The following is a 26,019-nucleotide window of genomic DNA, read 5'->3' on the forward strand; positions in this document are numbered from 1 at the left end:
CGCAGCACTATTCTAGCTCTACAAGGACCGCCTCTTCATCAATAAAATCGCCCTCTGCTACAAGTATTTTCTTTACAGTACCCGCAACTTCTGCTTCACATGGAATCTCCATTTTCATCGATTCTAAGATGATTAATGTTTGTCCAACAGTTACAGCATCTCCTTCTTTTACACTTACCTCGAAAACTGTACCTGCCATTGGTGCCTTTACTTGTGTCATTTGAAAATCCCCCTTTGTGTAATTGAACAAAGCTGTTCCTCTTTATTGTACGCCACTCGTATAATTGATTCCAACTATTTTTCATTTTTTCTTTAGATTCATTTCATATAACCTTAAAGCTTTTATAAAATGAAAATAGACTTGTAGTGGATTGCAGAGATTTTCTTGCGCAAGCTTTGCGAGGCTATCATGCATAAGCTTCATTGATAGCAAGCACTCTATTTTCTATTAAAACAGGCTGTGCTAGCAGTTATTTTTGAGTAAACTGCACGCCTTGTTTTAACCATTTAAGAAGGCGCTCATGCTCTGTTTGTAACTCATGATATTTTAATTCTAGCTGCCCATAAGCTTCGGTAAGCTCCTCAAAGCTCGTTAAAGCAAGCTTTAAATGACTACGCATTAACTGCTTCGGTCTCTTCTTTACATTGCCAAGCATTTGCCCATATTGCGCTCGCAATGTTTTATTCCAACGAAAACCACATGCCTGCTTCGTGCGATTTAACACGGTTGCCGCTTCCTCAAACGCCTCAAGCTGTGTTTTTCCATTTTGCACAAATTGAATAACAATTTCCGCTAATTTTTCATCATCAGCAATTGTCCATTGGTCTTTTCTTCTTTTTGCTTCCATCTCTATCACCTCTTATTTTTTTACTACTATATGCAGCAGATGAGGAAATAGAATCTTAATTCTATCGAAAATATCAAACGACAAGCCTTTCCATATTTTCATACTCCTCGATACCTTCCTATCGTTTGCACCTTATTAATTACAACTTAGCTAACTCTTTTAGGACGGGGCAGTCCAAAAAGCCGTGCATAGCCGGCATTTTGGACAGGAGCGATGATTTTTCACAAAATGTTGATTCATTTAAACAGAAAACGCCTCTTTTAAAAATGGGATGAACATTAGTTTTAGCAGCGTTATCCTTTAGTAAAGGGGAAGCGATGAAAACATTGATTTCAATGCGGTGTCAAAAAAATGGACTTTTCGGACAACTCCTGAAAGAAGTTAAATATTCGCTAAAACCATCGCCTCCTGCATATACTCTCCGTCAAAAAAAGAGCCGTCTCAAAATAGCTTTGTAGACGACTCCTTCATTTACTTTTTCGATTTTGTTAGGAAGCTATTTACCGCTTGGTGATGTGCTTCGCTTTCCCATAGCTTCGCGCAAGTGCGTACTTCTTCCATTACACGCTCATACATATTGCGCTCTCGCCATTTACGTAGCTCAATTTCTTTATATGCTTGATGCACGGCAGGATGAATTTTACGCATATCTTCTATAAAATCTGCCAATGCCTCTTGCTTCGTTCCTTCAAAAACTCGCATAGCCCAGCCAATCTCATAGAGCTTTTGTGCTTCGTAGGCCTGTGCATCGACAAGCATTTTTAACGCACGGTCATGGCGCAATCCTCTTTCAAACAAATATGTACCGCCACCCCAGCCACTCGTAATCGCAAGTGTCCCTTGAATAAAGCCCGCCTTTGCATGACGAGCAATCAAACGGAAATCACAGGCTGTAGCGATTTCACAGCCGCCACCTACTGCTGTTCCATTTATTAAGGCAATCGTTGGCACAGATAATGTAGCAAGCTTATACAATATTTTTGCCATTTTGCTAAGCATTCCGAAAGCCTCGTCCTCCGTTTCTAATGCATGAAAAACGGATAAATCCCCACCTGAGCAAAATGATTTTTCACCAGCTCCAGTAATAACGAAAAAGCGTACATCCTTCCTTTGCTCTATATATGTAATTGCTTCTTGTAGGCCATCCATCACCTCATCATTCACAGCATTCCTTTTTTCTTCACGATTGATTGTAAATGTTGCAATCCCGTCTTTATTTTCAAATAAATATGACATTATCCCTTCCCCCAGTCTACTTATACATCTTACCCATTAATTGTATCGTAGCGAATATTCCTTCATTTGACAACGGATGATAACAAATGAAAAAAGGCGAATGAAGAGCCATGGCCTCTTCATTCGCCTTCATATAGCGGAATACTGAATTATTTCGCTACTACTTCTTTACCTTTATAGTGTCCGCAAGCTTTACAAATACGGTGAGCTAATTTATGTTCACCACAGTTTGGGCAAGCTACCATACCAGGTACAGATAATTTGAAATGCGTACGACGCTTTCTTTTTGCAGTTTTAGAAGTTCTTCTAAATGGTACAGCCATTATTGGCACCTCCTTACAGATAGTTATTCATCTGTTTGATCAAAATACTTAGCTAAATCAGCCAGTCTTGGATCCACCTTTGGTTCGTCATCTTTACGACTAAGAGCTACATCTTCATCCGTTGTATAAGTCCAGCTTTTACCACCGTGCACTTGTCCTTCGGTATTTTCTTTAAATACTTGCATCGGTATTTCAAGAAGAATTAATTCCTCTAATACTGGCTTCATGTCGATTACTTCACCATCGATATAATGTATATCTCCGTCTAAATCGCCACGCTTATCTTCATCAATCCAGCTAAATACTTCAACTGCATCAATTTCAATCGGAAATTCAACATCTTCCCATGTTCTTGCACAAGGAAGAGTTAATGTCGCACTTAATGTAAATTGACAAGTCATTTGCGATGCACCGAATGTGCATAGCCCTTTTACATGTGCGGGTGAGATTGCTCGAATATCTTTGTTACGTGTCTTCACTTCGTCCAATTGAATTTGGGCATCAAGCGGAAGTCCGTCTTGACGATATTTCGACAGTTGATGAATTGACCATTTCATTCATTAATCACCTCTTAGACAACAATGTTGATTATATAGATTTCTAAATTAGATGTCAAGATAATTTCTTGTCACTCTATGAAAATCCATTAATACTGAATAAAGGCCCTAATTTGAAGGTTTACTTTATCAATTTCATTTTACCACTTATAATGTGTATATTATACAATTAGCAGCTAAATTCTATTGATTGTGAGGTGGAAGGATATGAAAGCTGTAGGTGTTGTTGTGGAATACAACCCTTTTCATAATGGACATGCCTATCATGTTCAGCAAGCAAAAAAACTAACAGGAGCCGATATAGTTGTCGCTGTAATGAGTGGGCAGTTTTTACAACGAGGAGAACCTGCCCTTGTTGATAAATGGGCTCGTACGAAAATGGCTCTCGCAAATGGCATTGACCTTGTTATTGAACTTCCTTATGTTTTCAGTACTGCACCAGCAAAGCAATTTGCCTATGGTGCGATTTCTTTACTTCGTGCAGTAGGCTGTCAAACATTTGCTTTCGGTAGTGAGGATGGGAGGCTTCAACCATTCCTTGATAGCTTTACACTTATTCAACAAAATCAAGCGCTTTATGATGCGCTTATTAAAGATTTAATCTCGACAGGCATTAGCTATCCAAAGGCTTTGCAGGAAGCTTATACAACTTTGCAGCAACGCTTTCCCGGCACTTACATTGATTTAGCAAAACCAAATAACATTTTGGGCTTCCACTATATTGAGGCGGTGAGCCTACTGAAAAATGAAATACAACCTTTTACCATTACACGCATAGGCGCAGGCTATCATGATGTGATTGATGAGCATAGCCAAATCGCCAGTGCTACAGGAATACGGCAAGCATTATTTAACAAGCGAGCTTTACAGGATGTCGAGCAATTTGTCCCATCCTCTACATACACATTGCTAGAGGATTGGCAGCAAACATATGCGGCGTTTGCTAGCTGGAGTACATTTTGGCCCTTATTGCGCTTCACTATTTTACGCTACACACCAGAGCAGCTCACTACGTTCGCAGATGTGTCCGAGGGAATTGAGTATGCACTAATTAAACATGCAAAAGGCGCAGCCTCATTTAGCGATTTTATGAATAAAATAAAATCGAAACGCTATACTTGGACACGTTTGCAAAGAATGTTAACGCATATTTATACAGGTATTACGAAGCAACAGCTACATGCCTATACAGAGCCATCCTATATCCGTTTACTTGGTATGACAGAAAGTGGTCAACATTATTTATCCATGCATAAAAAGCACATGATATTGCCTCTTGTCAGCCGAGTTGCCGCTATGCAAAACGATATGTTAACGCTTGATATACGAGCGACGACAATCTATCAGCAAGGCCTTACAAGCCGGGGCATAGGCGATGACTATAATATACCGCCTATCCGACTGTAAAGCGTGACTTATCACATTTCCAACGCTATTCTCTTTAAGGGACCCATATTATTTCAGTAATGCATTATTTGCATCTCTCCTCTTTTACTTAAGAGAAACGCCGTTAAAGCCCATGTTTTTCTCCTAATCAAGGAAAGCACTCTATTTTCATCATCAATCATTTTCCCAAAACACCAACAAAAGCGTCCAAAACACCGGCAACTGCACGGTTTTTTGGACGCCATCTCCCTACTCCAAAGCTTGTAAATAAGCTAATGCATCATCAATTGTTTTTACTGGGACAATTTTCATTTTTGTCCCAATATCCTTAGCTGTTTTAACTGCGGCTTCGTAGTTTGATTCGATTTTCGGATTATATTGTAGCATTGCTTCCGTAATCTCATCATCAGGCGCAAAGAAAATTTCCATACCATCACGGTCAGCCGCAACTACTTTACGCTCGATGCCACCAATACGCCCGACAGTGCCGTCCTCATACATCTCACCTGTGCCAGCAACCGCATAGCCTTTTGTCAAATCCTCATCCAGCAATTGATTTAAAATTTCTAATGTAAACATTAAACCAGCAGATGGTCCACCAATATCTTCGGCATCGATATTCACTTTCGGGTCTGTTTTGATTGATTTACTTTCTGTAAACGTAATTCCTAGCCCTATGCGACCTTCCGATTCGGGAATCTCTTTTAATTGTACATTTTTTGTTAGTAATTCATTGTTGCGATTAATCACAAGCTCCACAAGGTCATCCTTTTGTGCTTTGCTAATCATTTCTATTAGCTCAGATTGTCTTTGAATACGCTGACCATCGACTTCCACAATTTCATCGCCTGCTTTTATAATGCCATCAGCAGCGCCCCCTGCTAAAACATTTAATACATAGACCCCTTTCAACGTAATCTGATAGTCTAGTCCAGCTTTTGAAAAAGCTACATAAAGCGCATTAAATTGTGAATCCGTCATTAGCTTCAATTGACGAATATTATATTCTTCATCATCTTCCTCATTTTGGCGTACTGTATTTAGTTGCATAATTTCCTGATGCTCTTTAAAAAAAGCAATTGCATACAAAATAGGTGTCGCCCTCATCATGGATACAGTCATTAAATTAAACGTTCCCTCATCCTCTGTATCGCCGTTTTGAACTTTTACAAATTCGCTGACATCATATGCGCTTCCAGGGCTCATAATGTATGAATCAAGCTTATAAAACATTAAAAAACTAAACACGACAAAAGCCGCTACAATAATGGCTAATCTCTTTTTCATGACGCCCCGACTCCTTTTACCTACGACTATTAAATAGCCTAAATGCATATAGTTAGTGTAACACTTGCGGCAAAACTTCACAAAATATTGAAAAGAGTTGATGTTATTACACATTTTTTTGCTATTTTTATTTGTTTTACATTAATTATTTTACTCCTTCTTTTTCCTGGTGTCGCACATGAAGGAGCAGATTTAGGTGTGCATTTATTTATGGAAGCTTTGTTTCCATATTTATTACCGTATTTAATTTTAACAAGCTGGCTTATACGCATTACAGGAAAATATACAACACACCCTTTTTTATTATATATAAAAACATATGTGATTAGTGCTTTAGGCGGCTTTCCAACAGGTGCGGCAGCCATTGCTCAGCTCGCTAAATCACAGGAGCTATCGCAAAAGGAGGCGGCTATTTTACTCGGTATTTGCCACTGTCCAAGCCCTCTCTTTGTCATAGGCTTTGTCAGTTTAGATTTAATCCATGACGTCACAATTGGATGGCAATATTTAATTGTGCTACATATTTTCTCACTCATACTACTTTGCATCGTTTATTTCTTTTTGCCACATCAAAAAAATCGGCAATCAGCACATTCCGTTACCGCGCGTCATGCTTTTGCGCACAGTATTAAAGATAGTGTGCCAACTGTATTAGTCGTCTGTGCAACCATTGTTTTTTTCACAACGATTTATGCTGTTTTATTGCATAGTATGAATCATTTATTCACATTGAATAACAATTTACAAATTTTCTTTGCGTCCTTACTTGAAATGACAAATGGTTTGCAATTAATGCAGCAAAATTATCAAGGCAAACTACTTTTATTAGCACTCGTAACAGGGTTAACCGCACAAAGCTTAAGCATCCATATGCAAGTACTCGTAATTGCTAAGTCAAATGCGATTGCCTTTCGTCCATATATATATATGCGTCTTCTTTATATAGCCATTGTTCCTGCATTGTATTGGTTGATTTTTTTATGGTGAAGGGGCGTCTAAAATGCCGTGCGGGTGCCCGCATTTTAGATGCTAGTGTTGGTGTTTTTATAAAATGAAGGCTTTGGATAATAGGCCACTGAAAAAGTCCCCATGAATCGGTATTACGCTAAAACGGTTGATTTCCGTTCCGAGCGCACGCTTTCCGCGGGTCTATTTGGTATGCAAATACAAGGAGCAACAACCATATTCGCCGTGAATCTCAAAAGAATTATAACCTTAATGAAGGAAGCAGAGTAAGAAATACCACTGAAAAAGGAGTTGATTCGTTCAAATTTTAACGAATCAACTCCTTTTTAACATTATATTCACTTATAAGTTTTCCAGTGGCCTATTGGATAAGGGGGCTTTCTTTGAAAGTTTGATAAACATTGGCTTTAGGTATATCCGAAAAGTCTATTTTGTTTTGACAGCACATTAAAATAAAAGTTTTCAGCGCTCCACTTTTACTGAGGGTGAACACTGTTAAAGCCAGTGTTCATTTTGCTTTTAAAAGATGCCTTCTCTGTTTAGTTAAGTCAGCATTTTTCCAAATATTATCGCTACTGTCCAAAATGCCGGCTATGCACAGCTTTTTGGACAGCCTTATTTATTTTCCGCTAAATTTTTCTTTTAGTGCCTGCTCGACAATTGGTGGCACAAGCTCTCCAATATCGCCCCCGTATTTCGCTACTTCCTTCACAATGCTTGAGCTTAAGAAGGAATATTGATTTTTTGTCATAATAAAAAATGTTTCGATATTTTCATCAAGCACACGGTTCATCGATGTAATTTGCATTTCATATTCAAAATCCGATACCGCACGCAAGCCTCGTACGATTGCCTGCGCCCCTTTTTCTTTCGCATAATCAACCAATAAGCCTGAGGAGCTTTCCACGCGAATATTGGGTCGCTCCCTCGTTATTTCCTTAATTAACTGAATTCGCTCATCAATCGTAAATAACGGATTTTTTGATGAATTATTGAGCACCCCTACATACACGATATCAAAAACATCTGCTGCCCGATTAATAATATCTAAGTGCCCGTTCGTTATCGGGTCAAAGCTACCAGGTACTACTGCAATTTTTTCAATCAATTGTTTCTCCCTCTTCCTGCACATAACGATAAATTGATACAACCGCTGCCCCATATGTTTCTTGTCTTATTAATTGAAATGGGCCATAATTTTCAGGCAGTGCTACCTCTTTGGCATGCTCACAGACGATGATACCTGACTTTGTTATCTTTCCGTTTTCCACAAGCTGCATCACTAAATCATAATATACATCTTTATGGTAAGGTGGATCTACAAATACATAATCGAGCACAATCTCTCGCTTTAATAAGCCTTTTACTGCGCGTATCGCATCTGTTCGAAAAAGCTCCGTATTGTTCTCGTAGCGGCATTTTTTTATATTTTCCTGTAATACTTGAAAAGCTCTTCCATCTTTCTCAACAAAAATGGCTTGGTCTACGCCTCGACTAAGCGCCTCTATCCCTAGACCCCCACTACCAGCAAATAAATCTAGCGCAATACCACCATTAAAATATGGTCCGATTATATTAAAAATAGATTCCTTTACTTTATCTGTTGTCGGTCTTGTTGTTGTACCGTCTATCGCCTTTAATGGCATCCCTTTTCGTTGTCCTGCTACGACGCGCATATTTTCACCAAACCTTTATTCCTTATTAACGATATTGTGCCTAAATTGGAACATCACTTATTCACTCGACTGTAACCCAACAGAAAGCAAATTAATATTTTGCTCTGTTTTCTGAATTTCTACTAAAAACAGGCGCTGTAGCCACGATTCCTCAATATAATATTGCCCAGCCACCTGTACAATAGGCTCTGAAACTGTATTATAACGTCGCTCATTAAATACGTAGAAGCCTGGCTCATTTGGGAATCTGAAAGCGCGTGTTGCACTTTCAACATAAAAACCTCTTTGACCTTTTTCCGCACTATAGCCTAGCCCGTTCAGCAAGCTTTGTGCTGAGTATAATACAAGCCCATCTTTAAAAATAACATCCACTGCGTCTAATTGCTCTCCATCTAAATAAATAACCCGCTTATCATTGAATAAAAATGGGAATATTTCCTTAGAATCCACATTTAATGAGAAGTAGGATGTATGAATGCCAAATACCGTAGATAATGCTTCATCTAGTACATTTGGCGATACTTGCTGACCTTGCAATGCTTGCAACTGATGCAACCAATTTTTCAGTTGCTCGTCCGACATTTGATTTGTCAATGTTTGAACAATTGTTGTTGCGCGCTCGCCGCCAAAGGTATTACCTGTTAAATAACTTGCCATAACTTCCTTCAGCCACCTTGGTGTGTCAACAAAGTCATACATCGCATTTAATTGTGCAAATATGACATGCTGCTGAATTTGCTGCGTTGTTATCTGCGGCAAAAATAAAATGCGCTTGCCTTGTGAATCTGAGTTATTTTCCCCCTCTACAACGGCAATATGCTCATCATTTAAAAATTCTAACTTTGCTAAATTGTCATTAAAGGCTGTAGAGGTTGGATCTTTCGCGTAAACAGAAATCGTCTCTGTCACATGCTGTAATGCCAAATTATTTGCCTTCCAATAAAGGTCCTGCACTTCACCCTCTCCACTAAACATGGAATAATTGACAAGTGATAATGATTGTTGACCGATTAACGGTAATCCAGTTACCCACTGCCCACCAATATCACTATCAGTTGAAATATGTACTGTTGAAAACTTAACAGCCCCATTTTTCAATTTAATAAATAAGTCCTCCATCAGGTGATTAGATTTCAGTCCCCCCGCTAAAGGGATTATGTATGATAGTGATTGTGTGCGATTTTCACCGCTATGAAAAGCTGTTAAATCTTCACTTAAACGCGCACAGCTATACTCTGTTTCGATAAAACAATTTGGATTTTCAGCCTTGCTCGGCCAGCTAATTGCTATTTCCTCATTCGGTAAATTTTTAAAATGATGACGAATATCTAAGCTTTCGCCGCGATAAACAATTTCAATTTCCTGTGAATAGCTAAATGTTTGCTCCTCCAAATCAAGATGATCTGAATAAACTTGGAATTGCATAAAAAGCAATGCACTGATTGTGCCTACTAAAACAACAAAAAAAGCAATGGCAAATTTCATGTGCTCATCCTCCTGCATCATGATACTATTATGTGTGGAAAGGGTGTGACTTACAATGATTCAACAATTTATCGAATTAGGACAAGGCTATGGCGATGTATTTGAGCTTTGTGAGCTATTAAATACAAATAAAGCACGTATCCACCGTACATTTATATTTACTTCAAAGAAGGAAGGGAAAATGTACGCCTCGCTTGCCGTTGCATTACAGCCAGCGCAAGAGAGTAAATTCATGCCGATATATATATGTCGCGAAGGTATTCCTTACAATGAAGAAAAGCTAGCGCAACGTCTAGAAATTTTTAAACAGGCTTCCGCGCAAGCAAATCAGCAAATACACTATCTTGAAGTAAAGCATTCTTCTAGCTTTACCGAAACAACTTTATTTTACCAATATTTAATTGGTATTTTGCGCTTAAATCATTACATTCCTGCAATGCACGCACTATAAACCTGATTTATAATCATATTCCTTCGCTTTATCAGGCTTAGCATTTTCAAATTCCGTTTTCAAAAACGGACGGAAGGATTCAACAACGTCTTTCACAAATGGAAGGCGTTGTAATTTATTTTTAACTAGCTCAATATCCTCGCGCTGACAATACATCACGACATATTTTAATCTTCTAGAGATATAATGAACATGACCGTATTTACGTAAAGATTTAGCATGCTTCAATTGATTAACATACACAATGAGCCCTTGCCTTTCGTTCATAAATTCCCCTCTTTTCTTTATCGATTATACTGCGATAAAATTTAACTTAGATTTTTAAGTGTGTGACATCCGCCGCAAGTCTGGTCTTGGTCACGCTGTCGTTATTCAGTGTGCTATTTTACACTATCAGCAAATGTTTATACATACGCTGAATGAAGCACCAATAAAGCTTTTATCCCACCACTTATAGAGGTAAGCATTTAAAAGCTAAATCATGATAAAAGCATACCAAATGTCTTATTTGATAGCAACAGAGTTTAGACAGTAGGTAGCATTTTCAGCTATAATAAGCATTAATAGGCTTATTTTGATAAAATATTTTCTATACAGCTTATTTGTTTTCAGTTCACAATGATTAAGGTAAAAATCTGAGGAGGAAGAAGACATATGGGGAAAAAAGCGAAAGTTGCCATTGCAATTGCGGCAGCGAGCGCAGCAATTTGGGCTGGCTCTAAAGCAGTTGTAAAACCACGAAAACGTCAAACGAAAGATTTATTACAAGGAAGGCCACTAATTTTTGCTCATCGCGGAGGCGCACATTTAGCACCAGAGCATTCATTAGCTGCATTCGATAGGGCTGCTGAACTCGGTGTGGATGGCTTTTATATTGATTTGCGCTTGACGAAGGACGAGGAAATTATCGTTTTTACTGACGAAACATTAGAGCGCACATCTACTGCTATTGGCTTCGTGAAAGATTTTACACTAGCTGAGCTTCAAGAAATTAATTTCGGCGAAAAATTTGAGGATTTAGAAGGTCATAAGCGATTTGCTAATGAGCATATTTCAGTTGTGACATTACAGCAAGTATTAGAAAAATATCAAGATAAAAAATTAATTTTAAATATTCAAGATAGCCCAGACACATATGAAGGTAGTTTAATTCCTTCAAAGCTATGGCGCATTATTGAAGAATTTGACCTTGCTTCACAAGTTATCGTAACAAGTGCCTATAATGAACAAATTGAACGCTTTAATTTGTATGCGCAAAACCAAATTGTCTTAGGGGCGGGCGAAGGAGAAGCGACAAAAGCTTATACATCTTTTACAAGCCAATTTGGACATTTATTCAACCCAAAGGTGGATGTTTTTACTGTCCCAACAAAATCAGCACTCATTCCGTTTGATTCAACAAGATTTATGCAATTTTTAAACGGACTAAATGTTGCTATTTTCTTTAAGGAAGTAAATGATTTAGTTACAATGAGCCGCCTAGTACGCACAGGTGCACAAGGCATTGTTACGGACCGTCCAGATTTAGCAGAGCCGATTTTATTGAAATATAAAGAGTAGAAAAAAGCGTCCCAAAAACCGTGCATAGCCTGCTTTTGGGACGTTTTCGGTAATGTTTCAGCAAAGGAGTCACTAGATAAAATAGCAAGTAATTTCTTAGAAAATGGGATAAACACTAGGTTTAGTAGCTTTTTTTAAATTAAAATGTAAAGCTGCATTTTCACTGCACCACGAAGAAGTTCGACTTTTGAAATAGCCTCTTTGAATCTATGGTTACAGCAAGTACACTAAAAAATTAAATAAAAAAAACCGTAGGGTGAAAAATCCCCCACGGATAGGTTGTTTTATGCCGAGCAAGAGCAGCTTCCGCCCGTGCCGCAGCCTGCGCCACAGCTACTACCACTATTAAAGAACGGATTGCTAACTGGCACCTTCACTGCTTCAGAAACCGAGCGTCCTATTATTAAACTAACTTCGTCTAATAAATCCTGCACATCATTTTCAGCAAGCTTTAAAGCCGCAATACGATCATCAAGATCAAGTGCACGCTTTTGTTCTCGTATTTTCTTCATAATTGTATGATAATCTGGGTGATACTTACCGAAGCGCTGCACATCCTCATAATGCTCCTTCATTCGCCCAAATGCTTGAATTTGACTAGCTAGCTTGCCATCTGTATAAACGGCTGTATATGCATCCTTCAGCCTTTTTACTGGGTCTGAGGAAAGAATCATTGCACTTAGCTCATCCGCTTCATCTAAAATAAATGCCCATTCAGAAGTCATTAACATTCTTTTTTCCTCCAGTCTGTCATTATCATAACAGAAATATAGATTGTATGGAATTGGAATGATTTTTCAATCCGAATTAATTGATTCTATTCAACACCTGTTCTCCCCGTGCATATGCACATAGCGCTTGAACATTTAAGTTCATCATTGCTGTTCTCGTTTGCAAGGAGGCACTGCCGATATGCGGTAAGGCCACAACATTCGGCAATGTTAACAGGGGATGCTGTAAATCGACTGGCTCTTGTTCAAAAACATCTAGACCTGCTGCCCATAGCTTTCCATTTTTTAATGCATGATAAAGAGCTACTTCATCAATAATGCCTCCACGAGCCGCATTAATTAGTACAGCATCATCCTTCATTAATGCTAGCTCCCGTTCCCCAATCAGCCCTTTTGTTGCCTCGCTATAGGGTGTCATTAGCACGATGAAATCAGCTTCCTTTAATACATCCTCAAATACCCTATAATGAAAACCGTATTGCTCTTCAACAGCTATTTTTCGACTGCGATTATAATATAACACTTTCATATTAAAGCCTAATGCTCTTTGCGCTACAGCTTGTCCGATGCGTCCTAAGCCGATAATACCAATCGTCGCCCCTCCTACATCTTTACCAACAAGCTGTAAAGGATACCAGCCTTCCCACTGTCCTTCCCGCAAATAACGCTCTGCCTCTGGAATTCTTCTAGCAGTTGCTAACAGCAAAGCAAACACTAAATCAGCAGTTGTTTCCGTTAGAACATCTGGTGTATTAGTTGCAATAATACCTCGACCGCGCAGCGCGTTTATATCAATATTATTAAAGCCCACTGATAATGTGCTTACTATTTTTAAATTCGGTGCATGTGCTAAAAGCTCTGCATCCACTTTATCAGCTAATGTCACCCACAAAGCCTCACAATCCTTAACAGACGCCAATAGCTTTTGGCGCGGCATGCTAGCTTCCTCCTCACGCCATTCGGCAATATCATAATAAACGCCTAACGGCTCAACAATATGAGCGGGTAATTTGCGCGTAATTAATAATTTCTTTTTCAAATAAAAAACCTCCCCATTAAGCACATATTAGAGCAGAAATTAAAAACAAGCAAAGATACTCTGAATATTTAGATATTTCCCGATAAGATATTTCCTTTGCTTTTCTTTATTTAATAGATTCAGAAAGGGCTCCCCGAAAAGATATACCTATTTCAGACAGCCCTAGCTTCTATAATCAATTACAAAAAGAAGTAATTGTACTTTTTTTCATTATTCCGCAGTGCCTTTGATTTGCAAGGCGTTTTCTGCACACGCTTTATCTGAGAATGGAATGGTTGTAGAGCCAATGGTTTGCGTTTGCTCATGACCCTTCCCTGCAATTAGCACAACATCTCCCTGCCTCGCCTCGCGTATCGCCTTTTCAATTGCCTGTGCCCTATCCTCTATTTCCTCATACAACTGCTCGCTATAAAAGCCCGCCTTTATTTGAGCATTGATTTCTGCTGGCTTCTCACTTCTTGCATTATCTGTCGTCAAATAAATTTTATAGGCATACGTAGAGGCAATTGTCCCCATTTTACGCCTTTTATCCTTATCTCTTTCACCACCGCAGCTAAAGACTAGGCGCACCCTTTCTTGCTTTAATGCTTGAAGCACCGCCTTTAAGGCTGCGGGTGTATGCGCATAATCAATGATAATGCGCAAACCTTGGTCATTCTCTACTTCCTGCATGCGTCCCTCCGGTAGCCTCAAATGTAGGCATCCCGGAATAAGTTGGGCTATATCAAAATTTAAGACATACAATGCGGCAAATGCAGCCATTATATTTTGAATTTGAAATTCGCCTACAAAGGGTAATATTAGTATATGTTCCTCTCCTTTGTATTGTAGACAGCATGTGCTATGCCCTTCACTTTCAGTTAGTAGTTGCCATTGCATATCAACTCGTCCCTTTGAGCCGAATAGCATTGTTTTTTTCTTTAAATTGATTCCAACAGAGCGGCTGAATGGATCATCTCCATTTAAAACGACATTTTTCGCCAAAACGGCAAGTCGCTGCTTCGCTTTTTTATAATTTTCTAATGAGCCATGGTCTTCAATATGCTCAGCTGATAAATTTAAAAAAATGCCGATATCAATCGCACAATCATCTAATCGATGGTGTGCTAACCCCATTGAGGATGCCTCTAAAATTGCATATCCCACACCTTGCCGTACCGCCATTTGAAAGATTTCCTGCAATTGCTTTGCTTGCAATGTCGTTAATGATTCATAGGAGGTCAACCAACGTTCGCCATTTAAAAAAACCCCGTTCGTCCCAATGACGATGCAGCTTTTCCCTTGTATTTGTAGCATTTGACTAATAAAATGACTCACTGTCGTTTTGCCATTCGTTCCAGTAATCGCAATAACAGTTAAAGCTTCCGCTGGGAAATTCCGCAATTTCGCACTTGCAAACGATAAAAATTGCAAGCTATTTGGTACCCATACAATCGGAACAGTAAGCTTTAAATCGAGTAATGTATCATCTTCAACAACGACAGCACTCGCCCCATTATTAATTGCTTGCTGTAAAAACGACTTGCCATTAAATTTCTTTCCCTTTCGCAGCACGTAAATATAACCTTGCTGAATATTTTGAGCATAATCCTCTATACCTGTTACTTGCACTCGAATTGAGCCTTTCACGATACATGGCCAATCTTTTAACAATTCAGCTAGCTGCACACTTAGTTCACTCCTTTTCATTACTGTATGAAAAGAAGCTATAAATGCTACTGCATGCCAGTTACATCTCGACTATTTTTGGTTATTAATATTTGCGTGTAATAGTCCATATATGCGCCACTTCCTATATGTGTAAAGCTCTCATCAAGCAATACTTTTCGGTGCTCCTTAGAGTTTAACCAACCATGCATCACCTCAATGACGTCGATATAAGTTGTAGCGATAATTTCACTTGCTGACTTAAATTGAATATCTAAAGCGCCCAAGCGGTCCTTCAATGAAATATCTGTATTCTCAGTTTGCTGTGTAGTCATACTTTGTAAAAATAAATTTTCGCTATTTTCCATAGCTAAACTATTAAGCGCTGAGTCATTAACAAGTGTTAATAAGCCGTAACGTTCCCTGAAAACATTCGTTAAATCCGCAAGCTGTGCTGCATTTGCTTGATGAATATACAGCTGATTATAGGAGGAAGGAGCTGGCATATGAATGATTTCCCCTATAAATTGCATTTCATAAGGCTTATGTGTAACAAGCGTTTCCTTGTCTAAAAATCGAATACCTATTAATTCTTCGGTATTTGTATCAATATATAGCTGGGAAAAAATATCCTCGAACTTCACTAATATCCGACTGTGCAAATCATAATCATTCATCGCAAACATATAAGTGTTATCTCCAATATTTGCTGTCACTTCAGACTCGATAATTGTCATACGATAAATATCTCCTAGCATTTGTCCAATTTCATAAGGAGCAACATTCATATTCAAACTATTTGTATAAACTTGTACGACTTTATCATCAGCTATACCAAACATTTTAAATCCATCTTTATTATTATAAATCCACCATTTATAATGAAACGGTGTTTTATCAATGCGCGTAGGACGTCCGTATGTAGATAATATCGTCTTACTTGTTTCGCCTATATGTGTCGATAAGCCTTCAATAGGACGCGTTAAAGCATCGCCGTTATCTACAATGGCATTTTCCTCTAAAATTGGTTGTTGCACTATGTTTGGCCCTTCAAGTGGATCATGCTGCTTCGCATTAGGACCTGCATAGTAATAGATAATGCCTAAAAAAGCGATGATAATTAAAATACGGAAAAGGGCTTCCATTTCTACCTCCTCATCTTCAATTCTTATTCATCATTATAGCAAATCAATTACGCCTCGACTAACTCTCGTCCAGATTTTTTCGAGCTGTTTGGCGGAAGTCAGCCTAAAACTTTCACGTTCTAAGACAACGGTTAACTAACCTGTATCACACGGATTTCTCTTCAAAAATTATGACATCCCCGGAGGCCAAAACGATGTTGTTATCTTAGTATGCGATGTTTTAGCCTAAATTCCTATTTTTCAGCGAATGTCCAAACACTGGCTGAAAGAAGTTAAAGCAAGCTTGACACAATGTTGTCATTGCAACAAAGCTAAATTTGCTCTATTATAAAATGGAGCATATATAAGTATGTACGATTTTTTTAGAGGAGGATTATACAATGCATTTTGAAAACACAAACCTTGAAGACGTAGTAGTTGATCAACAAGTGTTGACAAGAGTTTTAGAAAAACACGGCTTAGAATGCCACGGTGCTTGGGATTATGACCGCATGACTTTCGATCGTCGCTTTGATGTACGTGAAGGACGCTATTATTTACGTTTATTCTGCAGCGCTATTTCAGGCGATGTAGGCGCATACGATGCAACTTTAAAATTACACAAACCTGCAATTGGTAAATATTACTACCCACATGGTGTAGAATACACAGATGAAGTATTCCCTGCTCATTTAGTAAAGGATTGCGAAAAAATCTTAGCAGACGTGCGCAAAGATTTAGCTGAATTTGGTATTTAATTTTTTTGCGGTGAGTAATCGCAGGAGCACTTACTTTCTGTACCAGTCGCTTCGCTTTTGGTACACAAATATCTAACATAAAAACAGGGGCTGTTTGAAAAGGTATACCTCTTCAAACAGCCCCTTTCTGACAGCCATGCTCATTTATGGTGTGGCTGCAACTTTTTAAAGTGACAACTATTTTGTAAAGAAATCTTGCTTTGAAAGCGAGAAAATAAATAGCAGCCTCCTATAACGAGAAGCCCCCCGATTCCTTGTAGCCATGTTAATTGCTCACCTAAAAATAGAAAAGCCAAAATAGTCGTAAAGATAGGGTTAAAATTTAGAAAAACGCCTGCAGTTGTAGCTCCTAGTTTTTGTACACCAATATTCCATAGCAGCATGCAAATAACTGTTGAAACGATTCCTGTATAAAGCAATGCCTGAATAAAAGACATATTGATATTTGTAACAGAAAAACTTGAAATATTAAACGGCAATAAAATCATAAGCCCAAAAATACCGGCATACAGCGTACATATTAATGGCGAAGCTGTTTGCATTGCCCATTTACTACAAATAGAGTATACGCCCCATACACATACTGCAACAATCATCCACAAATCTCCCGAGTTAAAATTGAGAGAGAGCAACAGTTCAATTTTCCCTTGCGAAAGCACTAAAATAACACCGAAAAACGAAAGTAAGATGGAAAGTATTTGTAGAAAGTTTATTCTTTCTTTTAAAAAGAGAAATGAAAAAATTGCAATTGATATCGTATTCAATGTAGAAATTAACCCAACATTTGTTGAAGTTGTATGCTCTAAAGCTATAAACTGAAAGATATTAAATAACACGACACCAGTAATGCCCATTATAAATAAGGGCAATAATGCTTGTCGTGGAGGAAATAACCTTTTTTCTTTCCACCAGACGATAGGAAGAAGACATATAACAGCAATTAGCCATCTTAAACTTGTCAAAGTTAACGGAGAAGCATGCGCTATAAGTGATTTGCTAACAACAAAATTCCCTCCCCAAAATAAGCTTGTAATGAGCAATAACACTACATAGCGTTTAGGCATAGTATTTAGCCCCTTTCTTTTCAACGCTGAAAATAATCATATTGTATCGGTCTGGCAAGTGTTGACACTAATTATTATAATTGATTTATACATAACACAAAATAACATTCTTTCATAATCAATAAAAACAAAATAAAATTAAACAAAATATGATATTGATGATATATCATTCAAAATATATACTGGATACATAGCATATTACGAACGATTATTAAGGGGGCAATAGGATGGAATCAGCTATCAGCAAAGTATTAGATGCAATTGATATTGAAATTTTAGACTTACTTCAAAAAGAATCGCAAATTAGTAATGCTGAATTAGCGAGGCGCGTTAATTTATCATCACCAGCTACACATGCAAGAATCAAGCGACTAGAGAGCGAAGGCTTTATTGAACGACAAGTGGCAATTTTAAATCAAGAAAAGCTCGGATTTGATTTACTTTGCTATATTTTTATTAGCACAAATATTCATCAATCAGAGCTATTGGAAAAAATCGAGAATGCTTTAGCCACAATGTCTGAAATATTGGAATGCCACTGCTTAACTGGTGAACATGATTATTTATTAAAGGTCGTCATTCGTGATAGAAAAGAATTAGATTATTTCATAAGAAAATTAAATAAGCTCGGTATATCAAGAATCCAAACAAATTTATCATTAAGAGAAGTTAAAAATTCAACTATATTACCAATAGGAAATAATTAATTTTTATAAAATGATACTTTAATTAGTAGGGATTTTTTCCTCATCTCCCACTTCTCCTTAGCATATTTTCACTCAACTCTTGAAGTGGGGTCTTTCTGCCTGTTAATGTAGGATAAAAATAAAAAATCCCTCTAGCATAATTTTAACTAACATTTTGCTAAAGGGATTTACTTATTTTATTAATTTATGCTTGCTGTTAAACCTGCTAAAATACTAACAATGCCAAACAAATTCCTCTATTATTCATATTTCACCTTTTGTTGGAATTCTTTTAAAGCATTCGCTGTAATTTCATCTGAATTTTTACGTTCACTATTCCACCACTTTCGGAAAACACTCACTAAAATAAACGCAAAAATAACTTCCTGGATAATTTTCATTAATACACCGCCAAGCTGTTGATCGCCAACAGGTGTCATTGATGTAAACAGCTCAGGTCCTGATAATGATAAACCTGATAAAGTTGATTTCGGCACACATAACTCCATCGCCCTCAACCACGCTTCACCATCTGTATACGTTGCATATAACGGTGCTGATGCAAAAATAATTAACCCACAGGCAGGTGTGATTAATATAGCGTTACCGATAATATAAGCAATTTTATAAAGCGGTTTTAACTGGTGCTGCCCTTCTACATTGTTGAATACTGGCCAATACATAAAAAGAGCTGCTAAAAATAAAATAAATGTAAATAAACCGTGTGTTGTTTCATCAAGCTTAATTCCATCGAAAACAAGTGGAATATGATATACCGAAAATAGCCCAATGAAAATGAAAATGGCAACGACAGGTTTCGTTACTACTTTTACAATCGGTTTAATAACAGGTGCATTCACTACGACGCGCCATATCCACCATGGAATACCTTTAATTAGTAATATTGGCGCCAATAGTAGTAAAAATGCCATTTGTGTCATATGCACTGTAAACATAATATGCCCTAACAAATCAAGCGGTGAACCTTTGATGATATAAAGTACAATCATCGCTAATATAAAATAAATAGCCTCGCTTTTTTTTAAAGGCTCACTTACCTTAAAATCCTTACGCCATGTGACAGTTACTAAAAAATATACAATCGTTAAAAATACTAAAACACCTATAAAATAAGGACTCCATAATGCTTGAAATCCAAAAATACTTAATGGCATAGCTACCGCACTCCTTTAGCTTCAATACTTCTATTATAAAGTGTCGCTAGCTATTACATCAATAGATGAACTATGACAATTACAGTAATTATTAATTAGATGTATAAAAAACTCGAACAACGGAGCTATCCGAAAAGATAGCAACTTGTTCGAGTTTTATTTTACTTACAATTTCTTAATTACCACCAAATAATTGTTAGGAAGCAAAGGAAGAATGTAAATGCGATGAATGCACCGCCCCACATGTAGAATGAAACTATTCCAATATGGTGAGTATTTTTATCTTCCATATGCATGAATGAATATAGTTGTTGTACTACTTGCACACCTGCAAGTAAAAGTACAACCGGTTTAACAAAGTTTGGAGCAAAGTCAGCTATTGCTGAAGCAAATGCTACAAATGTTAATAAAATCATTATTGCGAATTGCGTTACTTGTTGACGCATTTTCGCAGCATTTTCTTTACGATAATACTCTTGCTGAACGTGAGAACGAGCTTCGAAATGTGTATCGTGTGCCATATTATCCTAACACTCCCATCAAGTAAACTACTGTAAAGATAAATACCCATACAACGTCAATAAAGTGCCAGTATAAAGAAGCTATAAAGTACTTTGGTGCGTTATATAAGTTTAATCCACGCTTCATATTACGGAAAATTAAGCTTGAAATCCAAAGTAATCCGATAACTACGTGAACACCGTGCGTTCCTACAAGCGTAAAGAATGCAGAAGAGAACGCTGAATGTGAATAGCTAAAGCCCAGATGTACATAGTGATAGAACTCATAAATCTCTAGACATAAGAAGCTTAAACCTAAAATAACGGTAATTCCCATCCACGTTTGTACACCCTTGAAATTAAAGTTTTTCATATGGTACATCGCATAAACCGATGTTAACGAAGATGTTAAAAGAATCATTGTCATTGCGAATGCTAAAGGTAATTCATACAACGCTTGTGTTGAATACTTTGCTAAATCCATGCTAGCAGGACCAGAGTTTTTCAACGCCAAATATGTTGCGAAAAGACTTGCAAATAAAACTACTTCACAGGCAAGGAAAATCCAGAAGCCTACGACTTTGTTTTTCCCTTCCATCGTTGCTTGTTCAGCATGCGCAGGCCAGTTTTGAGGAGTGAATTTAGTATTTAAATCCATTATTTATTACCCCCTTTTTTACCTGTTGCACGGTAATGTGCTAAATCTTTTTCTGTTGCTTCAACTTCTGCTTTTGTTACGTAATAACCTAGGTCATCTTTTGCAGAACGTGTAATCATTGCTACAACCGTCATACCAATACCAAATATTAATAAACCTACAGATAATGCTGGTGATATACCCTTTGCTGTGCCTGCAATTACTTGGTCACCCCAAGGGCTATACAATGCACCAAATCCAGCAATAAACATTCCGATTGACATAACTAACGGTAAAATTGAGTTGTTCGGCATATGAATATCGCCTAGTGGCTCTGCATATACCATCCCCTCTTTATTACCTTCATGTTTCTCAATCCAGTATGGGTCATAACCACGTACAAGTGGCGTTTGTTTAAAGTTATAGAATGGTAGTGGTGTTTCTAATGCCCATTCTAAAGAACGTCCATCGCCCCAATAGTCACGACGGTTTACTGGCTCTGACTTGATTGATAATAGAACGTTAAGCACTAATAAAATAACGCCGATACCCATCATAATCGCACCGATAGTTGAGATTAAGTTGAATAAATCCCAACCTTGATTAGGCATAAATGTAAATACGCGACGTGGCATACCCATTAAACCTAAGAAATGCTGTAAGAAGAATGTTAAATGGAATCCAATAAAGAATATCCAGAATGTTATAACTCCTAGTTTCTCACTTAATACACGGTTAAACATAATTGGCCAGTAGAAATGAGCCGCTCCGAATAAAGCCGTTACGATACCACCTACGATTACGTAGTGGAAGTGGGCTACGATAAAGTAAGAATCATGTAATTGGTAATCAAGTGGCGCAGCAGCCATCATAACACCTGTTACCCCACCCGCTACGAATGACGGGATAAAGCCTAATGCATAAAGCATTGGAACCGTTACTTTAATTGAACCGCCCCAAATTGTTAAAATCCAGTTAAATACTTTCATACCAGTTGGTACGGCAATTGTCATTGTTGCTACGGCGAAAATCGCATTCGCTGTTGCACCAAGACCTACTGTAAACATGTGGTGAGCCCATACCATGAACCCTAAAAATCCGATTAAAATTGTTGCGAATACCATTGAAGAATATCCGAATAATCGTTTACGAGCAAATACCGGAATAATTTCTGAGAATAATCCGAACGCAGGTAATACTAAAATATAAACTTCAGGGTGACCAAAAATCCAGAATAAATGCTCCCAAATAATTGTATTACCACCCATCAAATGATCGAAGAAGTTAGCTCCGAACATACGATCCACTAATAATAAGAATAAACTTACAGTAAGTGGAGGGAAAGCGAATAAAATTAATGTACTTGATACTAATGTAGTCCACGTAAATAGTGGCATACGCATAAATGTCATACCAGGTGCACGCATCGTAATAATTGTTACGATAAAGTTAATACCTGAAATTAATGTACCAGCACCAGAAATTTGTAAGCCTAGTATATAGAAATCAATACCATGACCTGGTGAATATAAAGATAATGATGCGTAAGAAGTCCATCCTGCATCAGGTGCCCCACCTAAGAAGAATGATAGGTGAAGAAACACTGCCCCTAAGAAGAACAGCCAAAATCCTAATGAGTTTAAAAATGGGAATGCTACGTCACGCGCACCTATTTGCAAAGGTACAATGGCATTCATAAAGGCAAATAGCAACGGTGTTGCTGCTAAGAATAACATCGTTGTACCATGCATCGTTAATAGTTCGTTAAAAGTACCCGCCGACATGAAAGTACTTTCAGGGAACATAAGTTGGAAACGCATAAATAACGCTTCAAGTCCGGCAATCGCAAAGAATAATGTACCGGCAGCTAAATACAAAATGGCAATTTTTTTATGGTCAACTGTCGTTAAAAAGTCCCATACTTGTGCGCCAAAGCTTTTTTTCTGTGCAACAGAGCTCACAACTTTAACCTCCTTCAAAGTTTCTATCTCTTGTTATTATTTTTCTACAGATAGTGTCATTAAATACTCAGCGATAGCTTGAGCTTCTTCTTCTGTAACGCTATACTTGTCAGTCATTAAGTTACCTGGCTTGTAGTACTCTGGGTCCATAATCCAATCTGTTGTTTTTTCAACAGTGTGGTCCATGAAGCCAGCTACACGGTTACGGTCTCCAAATGTTGTTAAGTTCGGTCCGAATGCACCTGCTACACCAACACCTGAAACAGCGTGACAGCCTAGGCAGCTATTTGCAAACGTTGCTTCACCTAAATCTGTTGATTCAGCAGAAGCTGTATTGCCCTCAGTAGCCTTCATAGAAGCTACCCATGCATCAAATGCCTCAGGGCTTAGAGTTTTTACTTTAAAGTCCATTAAAGCATGTGATGGTCCGCAAAGCTCCGCACATTTTCCGAAGAATACACCCTCTTCAAGGTCCTTAGATTCCTTTTCAAAATCTAAATAGAATTTGTTTAAGTTCTCAACGTTCGTATCCATTTTCCCACCTACAGCAGGAATCCAGAATGAGTGTTTTACATCTGCCGCCATTAAGTTAAAGTAAACTCTTTCGCCAGTCGGTACTACAAGCTCCTGTGCTGTTACGATTCCTTGGTTAGGATATTCAAACTCCCACCAATATAACTTTGCTGTAACATTCACAGTTAAAGCTGTTTTCTCACCATTTTCATTTACATCTTCCATTGCTGAAACATCCGCAAATTTATAAGTAGCAGAAATTACAGGAATAGCGATAATGATTAATAAAATAATCGGAATAACTGCCCAAATCACTTCTAATGTGTGACTACCTTCTACTTGTTTCGGCATTACATTTTCACCGACTCTTGAACGACGGAATCTGAAGAATGCAAGTAAGTAAATTATCGACACAACAACGACTACGATTGTCATAATAATTGTTGTGAGCATTAAAAGATTGAATTGTTCTCTTCCGACAGAGCCAGCTGGTCTCAAAGTGGAAAGATGCTCTTCACCACAAGCGGCAAGGAATACTGTCATTACTGCTAAAAGTGAAAATAGACGCCATTTTTTAAGCCCTTTTATCATAGCCTAATTAAACCCCTCTTTCTTTATTGTATTTCCATGTGTAACTCGGACTGCGATTCTCCATAGAAAAAGAATTCTTAGCTAGTTGCTTAGTGTGACGATAACATCTCTTTATCGCACATTTTAATTATACAAACACCTTCTTCAAGTGTGCCCTAAATACGCAACTCGTATAAGTCAAAATATTCTTTAACTATAGCACCTGAACGACTATCAACTTAATCCTCATATTCCATCACATGTCAGCACTATTAAATGCTATAATTACAAAATTTCGCTTACATCGAATTAACAACTTTAATAATGTTACATTTGTTATATCCTTAAAACTTTTCATAATAAATGACTATCACATTTTTCTCTCTTGCTGTGCAGTTATTTATTTAAACGCTAAGAACCAGTCTAAATAAATGCGTGAAACGATTGAAAACGTTTTAAGTTTTTTATCTACAATTGCAACATAATTGAAAACTGCCTTTCATTTTTGTAAGCATATTCCGCTAATATAACTATAGCGAAATTTCCGATTAATTTCTAGACGTTTGGTGAAATTTCAATGAAGAATGCGTGAAAGGTCCACAACTACTAGGAATATAGAAATACCATATTCTATACTAAGCTATTTTACAATGTGTTTTGTGAAAGGATTGGCACGAATTTATGAACAATTTGTGAAGAGCTTTTTATATTAAAATACTTATCCTGATTGAAGTTGTCTTTTATAATATAATCCGCTATTATCTAAAATGATAAACGCTTTTTGAAGGCGATAATGATGTAAAAGTAGGTGTATTATAATTGAAACATAGCAAATATTTAAAAGCGCTCGCAGTAGCAGCAACAGTTGGTATGCTCCTTATTTTACTCGGCGGTGCACTCGTTACGAAAACAGATAGTGGTTTAGGCTGTGGTCGAAACTGGCCAGATTGTAACGGTTCACTTATTCCGAAAGAGATTACAGCAGAAGTATTAATTGAATTCTCACATCGTGCAGTAACTGGCTCAGTATCAATTCTTATCGTTCTTTTAGTCGTATGGACATGGCGCTCACTTGGCCATATACGCGAAGTTAAATTTTTAGGTATACTCGCTATTTTCTTCTTAGTCGCACAAGCCTTAATTGGTGCAGCACAAGTACTTTGGGGACAAGGTGACTTTATTTTAGCGTTGCATTTCGGTATTTCCCTCATTTCTTTCGCAGCCGTCTTACTATTGGCACTCATCGTCTTTGAAGTCGACCGCAAATTTGATGCAGATAAAGTCCGCATTAACAGTAAGCTAAAAAAACATACAATTGCGATTACTATTTATTCATACGTTGTAGTATATACAGGTGCATTAGTACGACATACAAACTCAAGTCTCGTTTGTCCTGATTGGCCATTTTGTAATAACAATAATCCTGCCGCATTACCAATCAATATGTATGAATGGGTACAAATGGGGCATCGCGTTGCCGCAGTATCAATCGCAGTTTGGATAGCATACATTACATGGCATGTTATTAAAGAATATAAAAATCAAAAGACAATCTATTGGGGTTGGATTTTAGCATCTGTCCTTGTCATTTTACAATCCTTAGCAGGTATGCTCGTTATTTTCACACACCTTAACTTATTTATGTCATTGCTTCACTCTCTATTTATTTCTTTATTGTTCGGACTGTTTTGCTATATGATTTTACTTGTATTACGCAGCAATTTTAACCAAAAAACAAATTGATTTGAGGCGTCGAGAAAGCTAGCTTTCTCGACGCTTTATTTGAAATCGGGTTTAGCGACAGCTCTTTTTTCAAATTTATGAGCGAATTCGAGTGGT

General features: G+C 37.6%; 27 protein-coding genes. 7 read left to right on the forward strand and 20 right to left on the reverse strand.

The genetic code is table 11. The annotated features are described in order from the left end of the window. Nucleotides 1-7: 7 nt before the first annotated feature. From MHB51_RS07320 to MHB51_RS07340, 5 genes are all read right to left on the reverse strand, one after another. Entirely contained in the window at nt 8-220 is a 213-nt protein-coding gene (locus MHB51_RS07320) for an acetyl-CoA carboxylase biotin carboxyl carrier protein subunit (RefSeq protein WP_066169737.1), read from the reverse strand. Nucleotides 221-470: 250 nt separating this feature from the next. Next, nucleotides 471-848 carry a transcriptional regulator gene (locus MHB51_RS07325; protein ID WP_066169734.1) on the reverse strand — a complete coding sequence of 126 codons (378 nt, stop codon included), beginning with the start codon at nt 846-848 and terminating at the stop codon, nt 471-473. 471 nt (nt 849-1,319) lie between these two features. Beyond that, on the reverse strand, nt 1,320-2,084 hold the full coding sequence (locus MHB51_RS07330) for an enoyl-CoA hydratase/isomerase family protein (protein WP_066169731.1): 765 nt from the start codon (nt 2,082-2,084) through the stop codon (nt 1,320-1,322). A 149-nt stretch (nt 2,085-2,233) separates the two neighbouring features. Continuing rightward, nucleotides 2,234-2,407, reverse strand: coding sequence for a 50S ribosomal protein L32 (rpmF, locus tag MHB51_RS07335; protein ID WP_066169728.1), 174 nt, complete (start codon nt 2,405-2,407; stop codon nt 2,234-2,236). Between the two features lie 23 nt (nt 2,408-2,430). Continuing rightward, a complete protein-coding gene (locus MHB51_RS07340) occupies nt 2,431-2,964 on the reverse strand; it encodes a YceD family protein (RefSeq protein WP_107942233.1) in 534 nt (177 codons plus the stop codon). 207 nt (nt 2,965-3,171) lie between these two features. On the opposite strand from MHB51_RS07340, the gene MHB51_RS07345 reads away from it, so the two are divergent. After that, complete coding sequence (locus tag MHB51_RS07345; RefSeq protein ID WP_342559293.1) at nt 3,172-4,371, forward strand: nucleotidyltransferase; 1,200 nt, start codon at nt 3,172-3,174, stop codon at nt 4,369-4,371. Nucleotides 4,372-4,599: 228 nt separating this feature from the next. Here the strand turns inward: MHB51_RS07345 and MHB51_RS07350 are convergent, their stop codons facing one another. Next, nucleotides 4,600-5,637, reverse strand: a complete 1,038-nt coding sequence (locus MHB51_RS07350) for a SepM family pheromone-processing serine protease (protein WP_342472905.1) — start codon at nt 5,635-5,637, stop codon at nt 4,600-4,602. A gap of 42 nt (nt 5,638-5,679) precedes the next feature. Here MHB51_RS07350 and MHB51_RS07355 point away from each other — a divergent pair, with 42 nt between their 5' ends. Next, a complete protein-coding gene (locus tag MHB51_RS07355) occupies nt 5,680-6,624 on the forward strand; it encodes a hypothetical protein (protein ID WP_066169715.1) in 945 nt (314 codons plus the stop codon). A 598-nt stretch (nt 6,625-7,222) separates the two neighbouring features. Here the strand turns inward: MHB51_RS07355 and coaD are convergent. The 3 genes from coaD to MHB51_RS07370 are packed head-to-tail and all read right to left on the reverse strand — an operon-like array spanning nt 7,223 to nt 9,764. Then, nucleotides 7,223-7,708, reverse strand: coding sequence for a pantetheine-phosphate adenylyltransferase (gene coaD / locus MHB51_RS07360; RefSeq protein ID WP_342559476.1), 486 nt, complete (start codon nt 7,706-7,708; stop codon nt 7,223-7,225). Further along, nucleotides 7,704-8,279: a 16S rRNA (guanine(966)-N(2))-methyltransferase RsmD gene (rsmD, locus tag MHB51_RS07365; RefSeq protein ID WP_342559294.1), complete on the reverse strand. Its 576-nt coding sequence runs from the start codon at nt 8,277-8,279 to the stop codon at nt 7,704-7,706. Before rsmD ends, coaD begins: the two co-directional genes overlap by 5 nt. 57 nt (nt 8,280-8,336) lie before the next feature. Beyond that, complete coding sequence (locus MHB51_RS07370) at nt 8,337-9,764, reverse strand: RNA polymerase II (RefSeq protein WP_342559295.1); 1,428 nt, start codon at nt 9,762-9,764, stop codon at nt 8,337-8,339. A gap of 55 nt (nt 9,765-9,819) precedes the next feature. On the opposite strand from MHB51_RS07370, the gene MHB51_RS07375 reads away from it, so the two are divergent. Beyond that, a complete protein-coding gene (locus MHB51_RS07375) occupies nt 9,820-10,215 on the forward strand; it encodes a methylthioribose kinase (protein WP_066169699.1) in 396 nt (131 codons plus the stop codon). On the opposite strand, the gene MHB51_RS07380 is transcribed toward MHB51_RS07375, so the two are convergent. Continuing rightward, entirely contained in the window at nt 10,210-10,482 is a 273-nt protein-coding gene (locus MHB51_RS07380; protein ID WP_066169696.1) for a YlbG family protein, read from the reverse strand. The genes MHB51_RS07375 and MHB51_RS07380 overlap by 6 nt on opposite strands. 387 nt (nt 10,483-10,869) lie before the next feature. Here MHB51_RS07380 and MHB51_RS07385 point away from each other — a divergent pair, with 387 nt between their 5' ends. After that, nucleotides 10,870-11,775 (forward strand): glycerophosphodiester phosphodiesterase family protein, encoded by a 906-nt coding sequence (locus MHB51_RS07385; RefSeq protein ID WP_342559296.1) that lies wholly within the window; start codon nt 10,870-10,872, stop codon nt 11,773-11,775. Nucleotides 11,776-12,059: 284 nt separating this feature from the next. Here MHB51_RS07385 and MHB51_RS07390 read toward each other — a convergent pair whose 3' ends face one another. The 4 genes from MHB51_RS07390 to MHB51_RS07405 form a co-directional block, all read right to left on the reverse strand. Then, nucleotides 12,060-12,506, reverse strand: a complete 447-nt coding sequence (locus tag MHB51_RS07390; RefSeq protein WP_066169689.1) for a YlbF family regulator — start codon at nt 12,504-12,506, stop codon at nt 12,060-12,062. 76 nt (nt 12,507-12,582) lie between these two features. Further along, nucleotides 12,583-13,545 carry a D-glycerate dehydrogenase gene (locus tag MHB51_RS07395; RefSeq protein WP_107942227.1) on the reverse strand — a complete coding sequence of 321 codons (963 nt, stop codon included), beginning with the start codon at nt 13,543-13,545 and terminating at the stop codon, nt 12,583-12,585. 210 nt (nt 13,546-13,755) lie between these two features. Further along, nucleotides 13,756-15,234, reverse strand: coding sequence for a UDP-N-acetylmuramoyl-L-alanyl-D-glutamate--2,6-diaminopimelate ligase (locus tag MHB51_RS07400; protein ID WP_342559297.1), 1,479 nt, complete (start codon nt 15,232-15,234; stop codon nt 13,756-13,758). 26 nt (nt 15,235-15,260) lie between these two features. Next, on the reverse strand, nt 15,261-16,337 hold the full coding sequence (locus MHB51_RS07405; protein ID WP_342559298.1) for a CAP-associated domain-containing protein: 1,077 nt from the start codon (nt 16,335-16,337) through the stop codon (nt 15,261-15,263). 380 nt (nt 16,338-16,717) lie between these two features. Between MHB51_RS07405 and MHB51_RS07410 the strand changes: the two genes are divergently transcribed. After that, nucleotides 16,718-17,074, forward strand: coding sequence for a YugN family protein (locus MHB51_RS07410; RefSeq protein ID WP_066169678.1), 357 nt, complete (start codon nt 16,718-16,720; stop codon nt 17,072-17,074). Between the two features lie 140 nt (nt 17,075-17,214). On the opposite strand, the gene MHB51_RS07415 is transcribed toward MHB51_RS07410, so the two are convergent. Further along, complete coding sequence (locus MHB51_RS07415) at nt 17,215-18,138, reverse strand: DMT family transporter (protein WP_342559299.1); 924 nt, start codon at nt 18,136-18,138, stop codon at nt 17,215-17,217. A 227-nt stretch (nt 18,139-18,365) separates the two neighbouring features. Between MHB51_RS07415 and MHB51_RS07420 the strand changes: the two genes are divergently transcribed. After that, the gene (locus tag MHB51_RS07420) at nt 18,366-18,845 is read left to right on the forward strand and encodes an Lrp/AsnC family transcriptional regulator (protein WP_066169673.1); all 480 of its coding nucleotides are present in this window, start codon (nt 18,366-18,368) and stop codon (nt 18,843-18,845) included. Between the two features lie 239 nt (nt 18,846-19,084). Here the strand turns inward: MHB51_RS07420 and ctaG are convergent, their stop codons facing one another. The 5 genes from ctaG to coxB form a co-directional block, all read right to left on the reverse strand. Further along, nucleotides 19,085-19,999 (reverse strand): cytochrome c oxidase assembly factor CtaG, encoded by a 915-nt coding sequence (ctaG, locus tag MHB51_RS07425; RefSeq protein ID WP_066169671.1) that lies wholly within the window; start codon nt 19,997-19,999, stop codon nt 19,085-19,087. A 179-nt stretch (nt 20,000-20,178) separates the two neighbouring features. Further along, on the reverse strand, nt 20,179-20,520 hold the full coding sequence (locus tag MHB51_RS07430) for a cytochrome C oxidase subunit IV family protein (RefSeq protein WP_066169666.1): 342 nt from the start codon (nt 20,518-20,520) through the stop codon (nt 20,179-20,181). A gap of 1 nt (nt 20,521) precedes the next feature. After that, the gene (locus tag MHB51_RS07435) at nt 20,522-21,157 is read right to left on the reverse strand and encodes a cytochrome (ubi)quinol oxidase subunit III (RefSeq protein WP_066169663.1); all 636 of its coding nucleotides are present in this window, start codon (nt 21,155-21,157) and stop codon (nt 20,522-20,524) included. Continuing rightward, nucleotides 21,157-23,097, reverse strand: a complete 1,941-nt coding sequence (locus MHB51_RS07440; RefSeq protein ID WP_066169660.1) for a cytochrome c oxidase subunit I — start codon at nt 23,095-23,097, stop codon at nt 21,157-21,159. The genes MHB51_RS07435 and MHB51_RS07440 overlap by 1 nt, the downstream gene beginning before the upstream one ends. A gap of 36 nt (nt 23,098-23,133) precedes the next feature. Then, nucleotides 23,134-24,201 carry a cytochrome c oxidase subunit II gene (coxB, locus tag MHB51_RS07445; RefSeq protein ID WP_066169657.1) on the reverse strand — a complete coding sequence of 356 codons (1,068 nt, stop codon included), beginning with the start codon at nt 24,199-24,201 and terminating at the stop codon, nt 23,134-23,136. 798 nt (nt 24,202-24,999) lie between these two features. On the opposite strand from coxB, the gene MHB51_RS07450 reads away from it, so the two are divergent. Then, nucleotides 25,000-25,923: a heme A synthase gene (locus MHB51_RS07450; protein WP_082799092.1), complete on the forward strand. Its 924-nt coding sequence runs from the start codon at nt 25,000-25,002 to the stop codon at nt 25,921-25,923. The last annotated feature ends 96 nt before the right edge of the window (nt 25,924-26,019 follow it).

It is taken from the genome of Metasolibacillus sp. FSL K6-0083, assembly GCF_038630865.1.
GTDB lineage: Bacteria > Bacillota > Bacilli > Bacillales_A > Planococcaceae > Metasolibacillus > Metasolibacillus fluoroglycofenilyticus.

What these genes read in the sequence shown, in the direction of transcription:
- MHB51_RS07385 (WP_342559296.1), top strand. Translation starts at nt 10,870, where the DNA reads ATGGGGAAAAAAGCGAAAGTTGCCATTGCAATTGCGGCAGCGAGCGCA.
- MHB51_RS07390 (WP_066169689.1), bottom strand. Translation starts at nt 12,506, where the DNA reads ATGTTAATGACTTCTGAATGGGCATTTATTTTAGATGAAGCGGATGAG.
- MHB51_RS07415 (WP_342559299.1), bottom strand. Translation starts at nt 18,138, where the DNA reads ATGCCTAAACGCTATGTAGTGTTATTGCTCATTACAAGCTTATTTTGG.
- MHB51_RS07355 (WP_066169715.1), top strand. Translation starts at nt 5,680, where the DNA reads ATGCATATAGTTAGTGTAACACTTGCGGCAAAACTTCACAAAATATTG.
- MHB51_RS07370 (WP_342559295.1), bottom strand. Translation starts at nt 9,764, where the DNA reads ATGAAATTTGCCATTGCTTTTTTTGTTGTTTTAGTAGGCACAATCAGT.
- coxB (WP_066169657.1), bottom strand. Translation starts at nt 24,201, where the DNA reads ATGATAAAAGGGCTTAAAAAATGGCGTCTATTTTCACTTTTAGCAGTA.
- MHB51_RS07400 (WP_342559297.1), bottom strand. Translation starts at nt 15,234, where the DNA reads ATGAAAAGGAGTGAACTAAGTGTGCAGCTAGCTGAATTGTTAAAAGAT.
- MHB51_RS07435 (WP_066169663.1), bottom strand. Translation starts at nt 21,157, where the DNA reads ATGGATTTAAATACTAAATTCACTCCTCAAAACTGGCCTGCGCATGCT.
- MHB51_RS07405 (WP_342559298.1), bottom strand. Translation starts at nt 16,337, where the DNA reads ATGGAAGCCCTTTTCCGTATTTTAATTATCATCGCTTTTTTAGGCATT.
- MHB51_RS07430 (WP_066169666.1), bottom strand. Translation starts at nt 20,520, where the DNA reads ATGGCACACGATACACATTTCGAAGCTCGTTCTCACGTTCAGCAAGAG.
- ctaG (WP_066169671.1), bottom strand. Translation starts at nt 19,999, where the DNA reads ATGCCATTAAGTATTTTTGGATTTCAAGCATTATGGAGTCCTTATTTT.
- MHB51_RS07375 (WP_066169699.1), top strand. Translation starts at nt 9,820, where the DNA reads ATGATTCAACAATTTATCGAATTAGGACAAGGCTATGGCGATGTATTT.
- MHB51_RS07325 (WP_066169734.1), bottom strand. Translation starts at nt 848, where the DNA reads ATGGAAGCAAAAAGAAGAAAAGACCAATGGACAATTGCTGATGATGAA.
- rpmF (WP_066169728.1), bottom strand. Translation starts at nt 2,407, where the DNA reads ATGGCTGTACCATTTAGAAGAACTTCTAAAACTGCAAAAAGAAAGCGT.
- MHB51_RS07420 (WP_066169673.1), top strand. Translation starts at nt 18,366, where the DNA reads ATGGAATCAGCTATCAGCAAAGTATTAGATGCAATTGATATTGAAATT.
- MHB51_RS07320 (WP_066169737.1), bottom strand. Translation starts at nt 220, where the DNA reads ATGACACAAGTAAAGGCACCAATGGCAGGTACAGTTTTCGAGGTAAGT.
- MHB51_RS07345 (WP_342559293.1), top strand. Translation starts at nt 3,172, where the DNA reads ATGAAAGCTGTAGGTGTTGTTGTGGAATACAACCCTTTTCATAATGGA.
- MHB51_RS07410 (WP_066169678.1), top strand. Translation starts at nt 16,718, where the DNA reads ATGCATTTTGAAAACACAAACCTTGAAGACGTAGTAGTTGATCAACAA.
- MHB51_RS07350 (WP_342472905.1), bottom strand. Translation starts at nt 5,637, where the DNA reads ATGAAAAAGAGATTAGCCATTATTGTAGCGGCTTTTGTCGTGTTTAGT.
- rsmD (WP_342559294.1), bottom strand. Translation starts at nt 8,279, where the DNA reads ATGCGCGTCGTAGCAGGACAACGAAAAGGGATGCCATTAAAGGCGATA.
- MHB51_RS07330 (WP_066169731.1), bottom strand. Translation starts at nt 2,084, where the DNA reads ATGTCATATTTATTTGAAAATAAAGACGGGATTGCAACATTTACAATC.
- MHB51_RS07340 (WP_107942233.1), bottom strand. Translation starts at nt 2,964, where the DNA reads ATGAAATGGTCAATTCATCAACTGTCGAAATATCGTCAAGACGGACTT.
- MHB51_RS07380 (WP_066169696.1), bottom strand. Translation starts at nt 10,482, where the DNA reads ATGAACGAAAGGCAAGGGCTCATTGTGTATGTTAATCAATTGAAGCAT.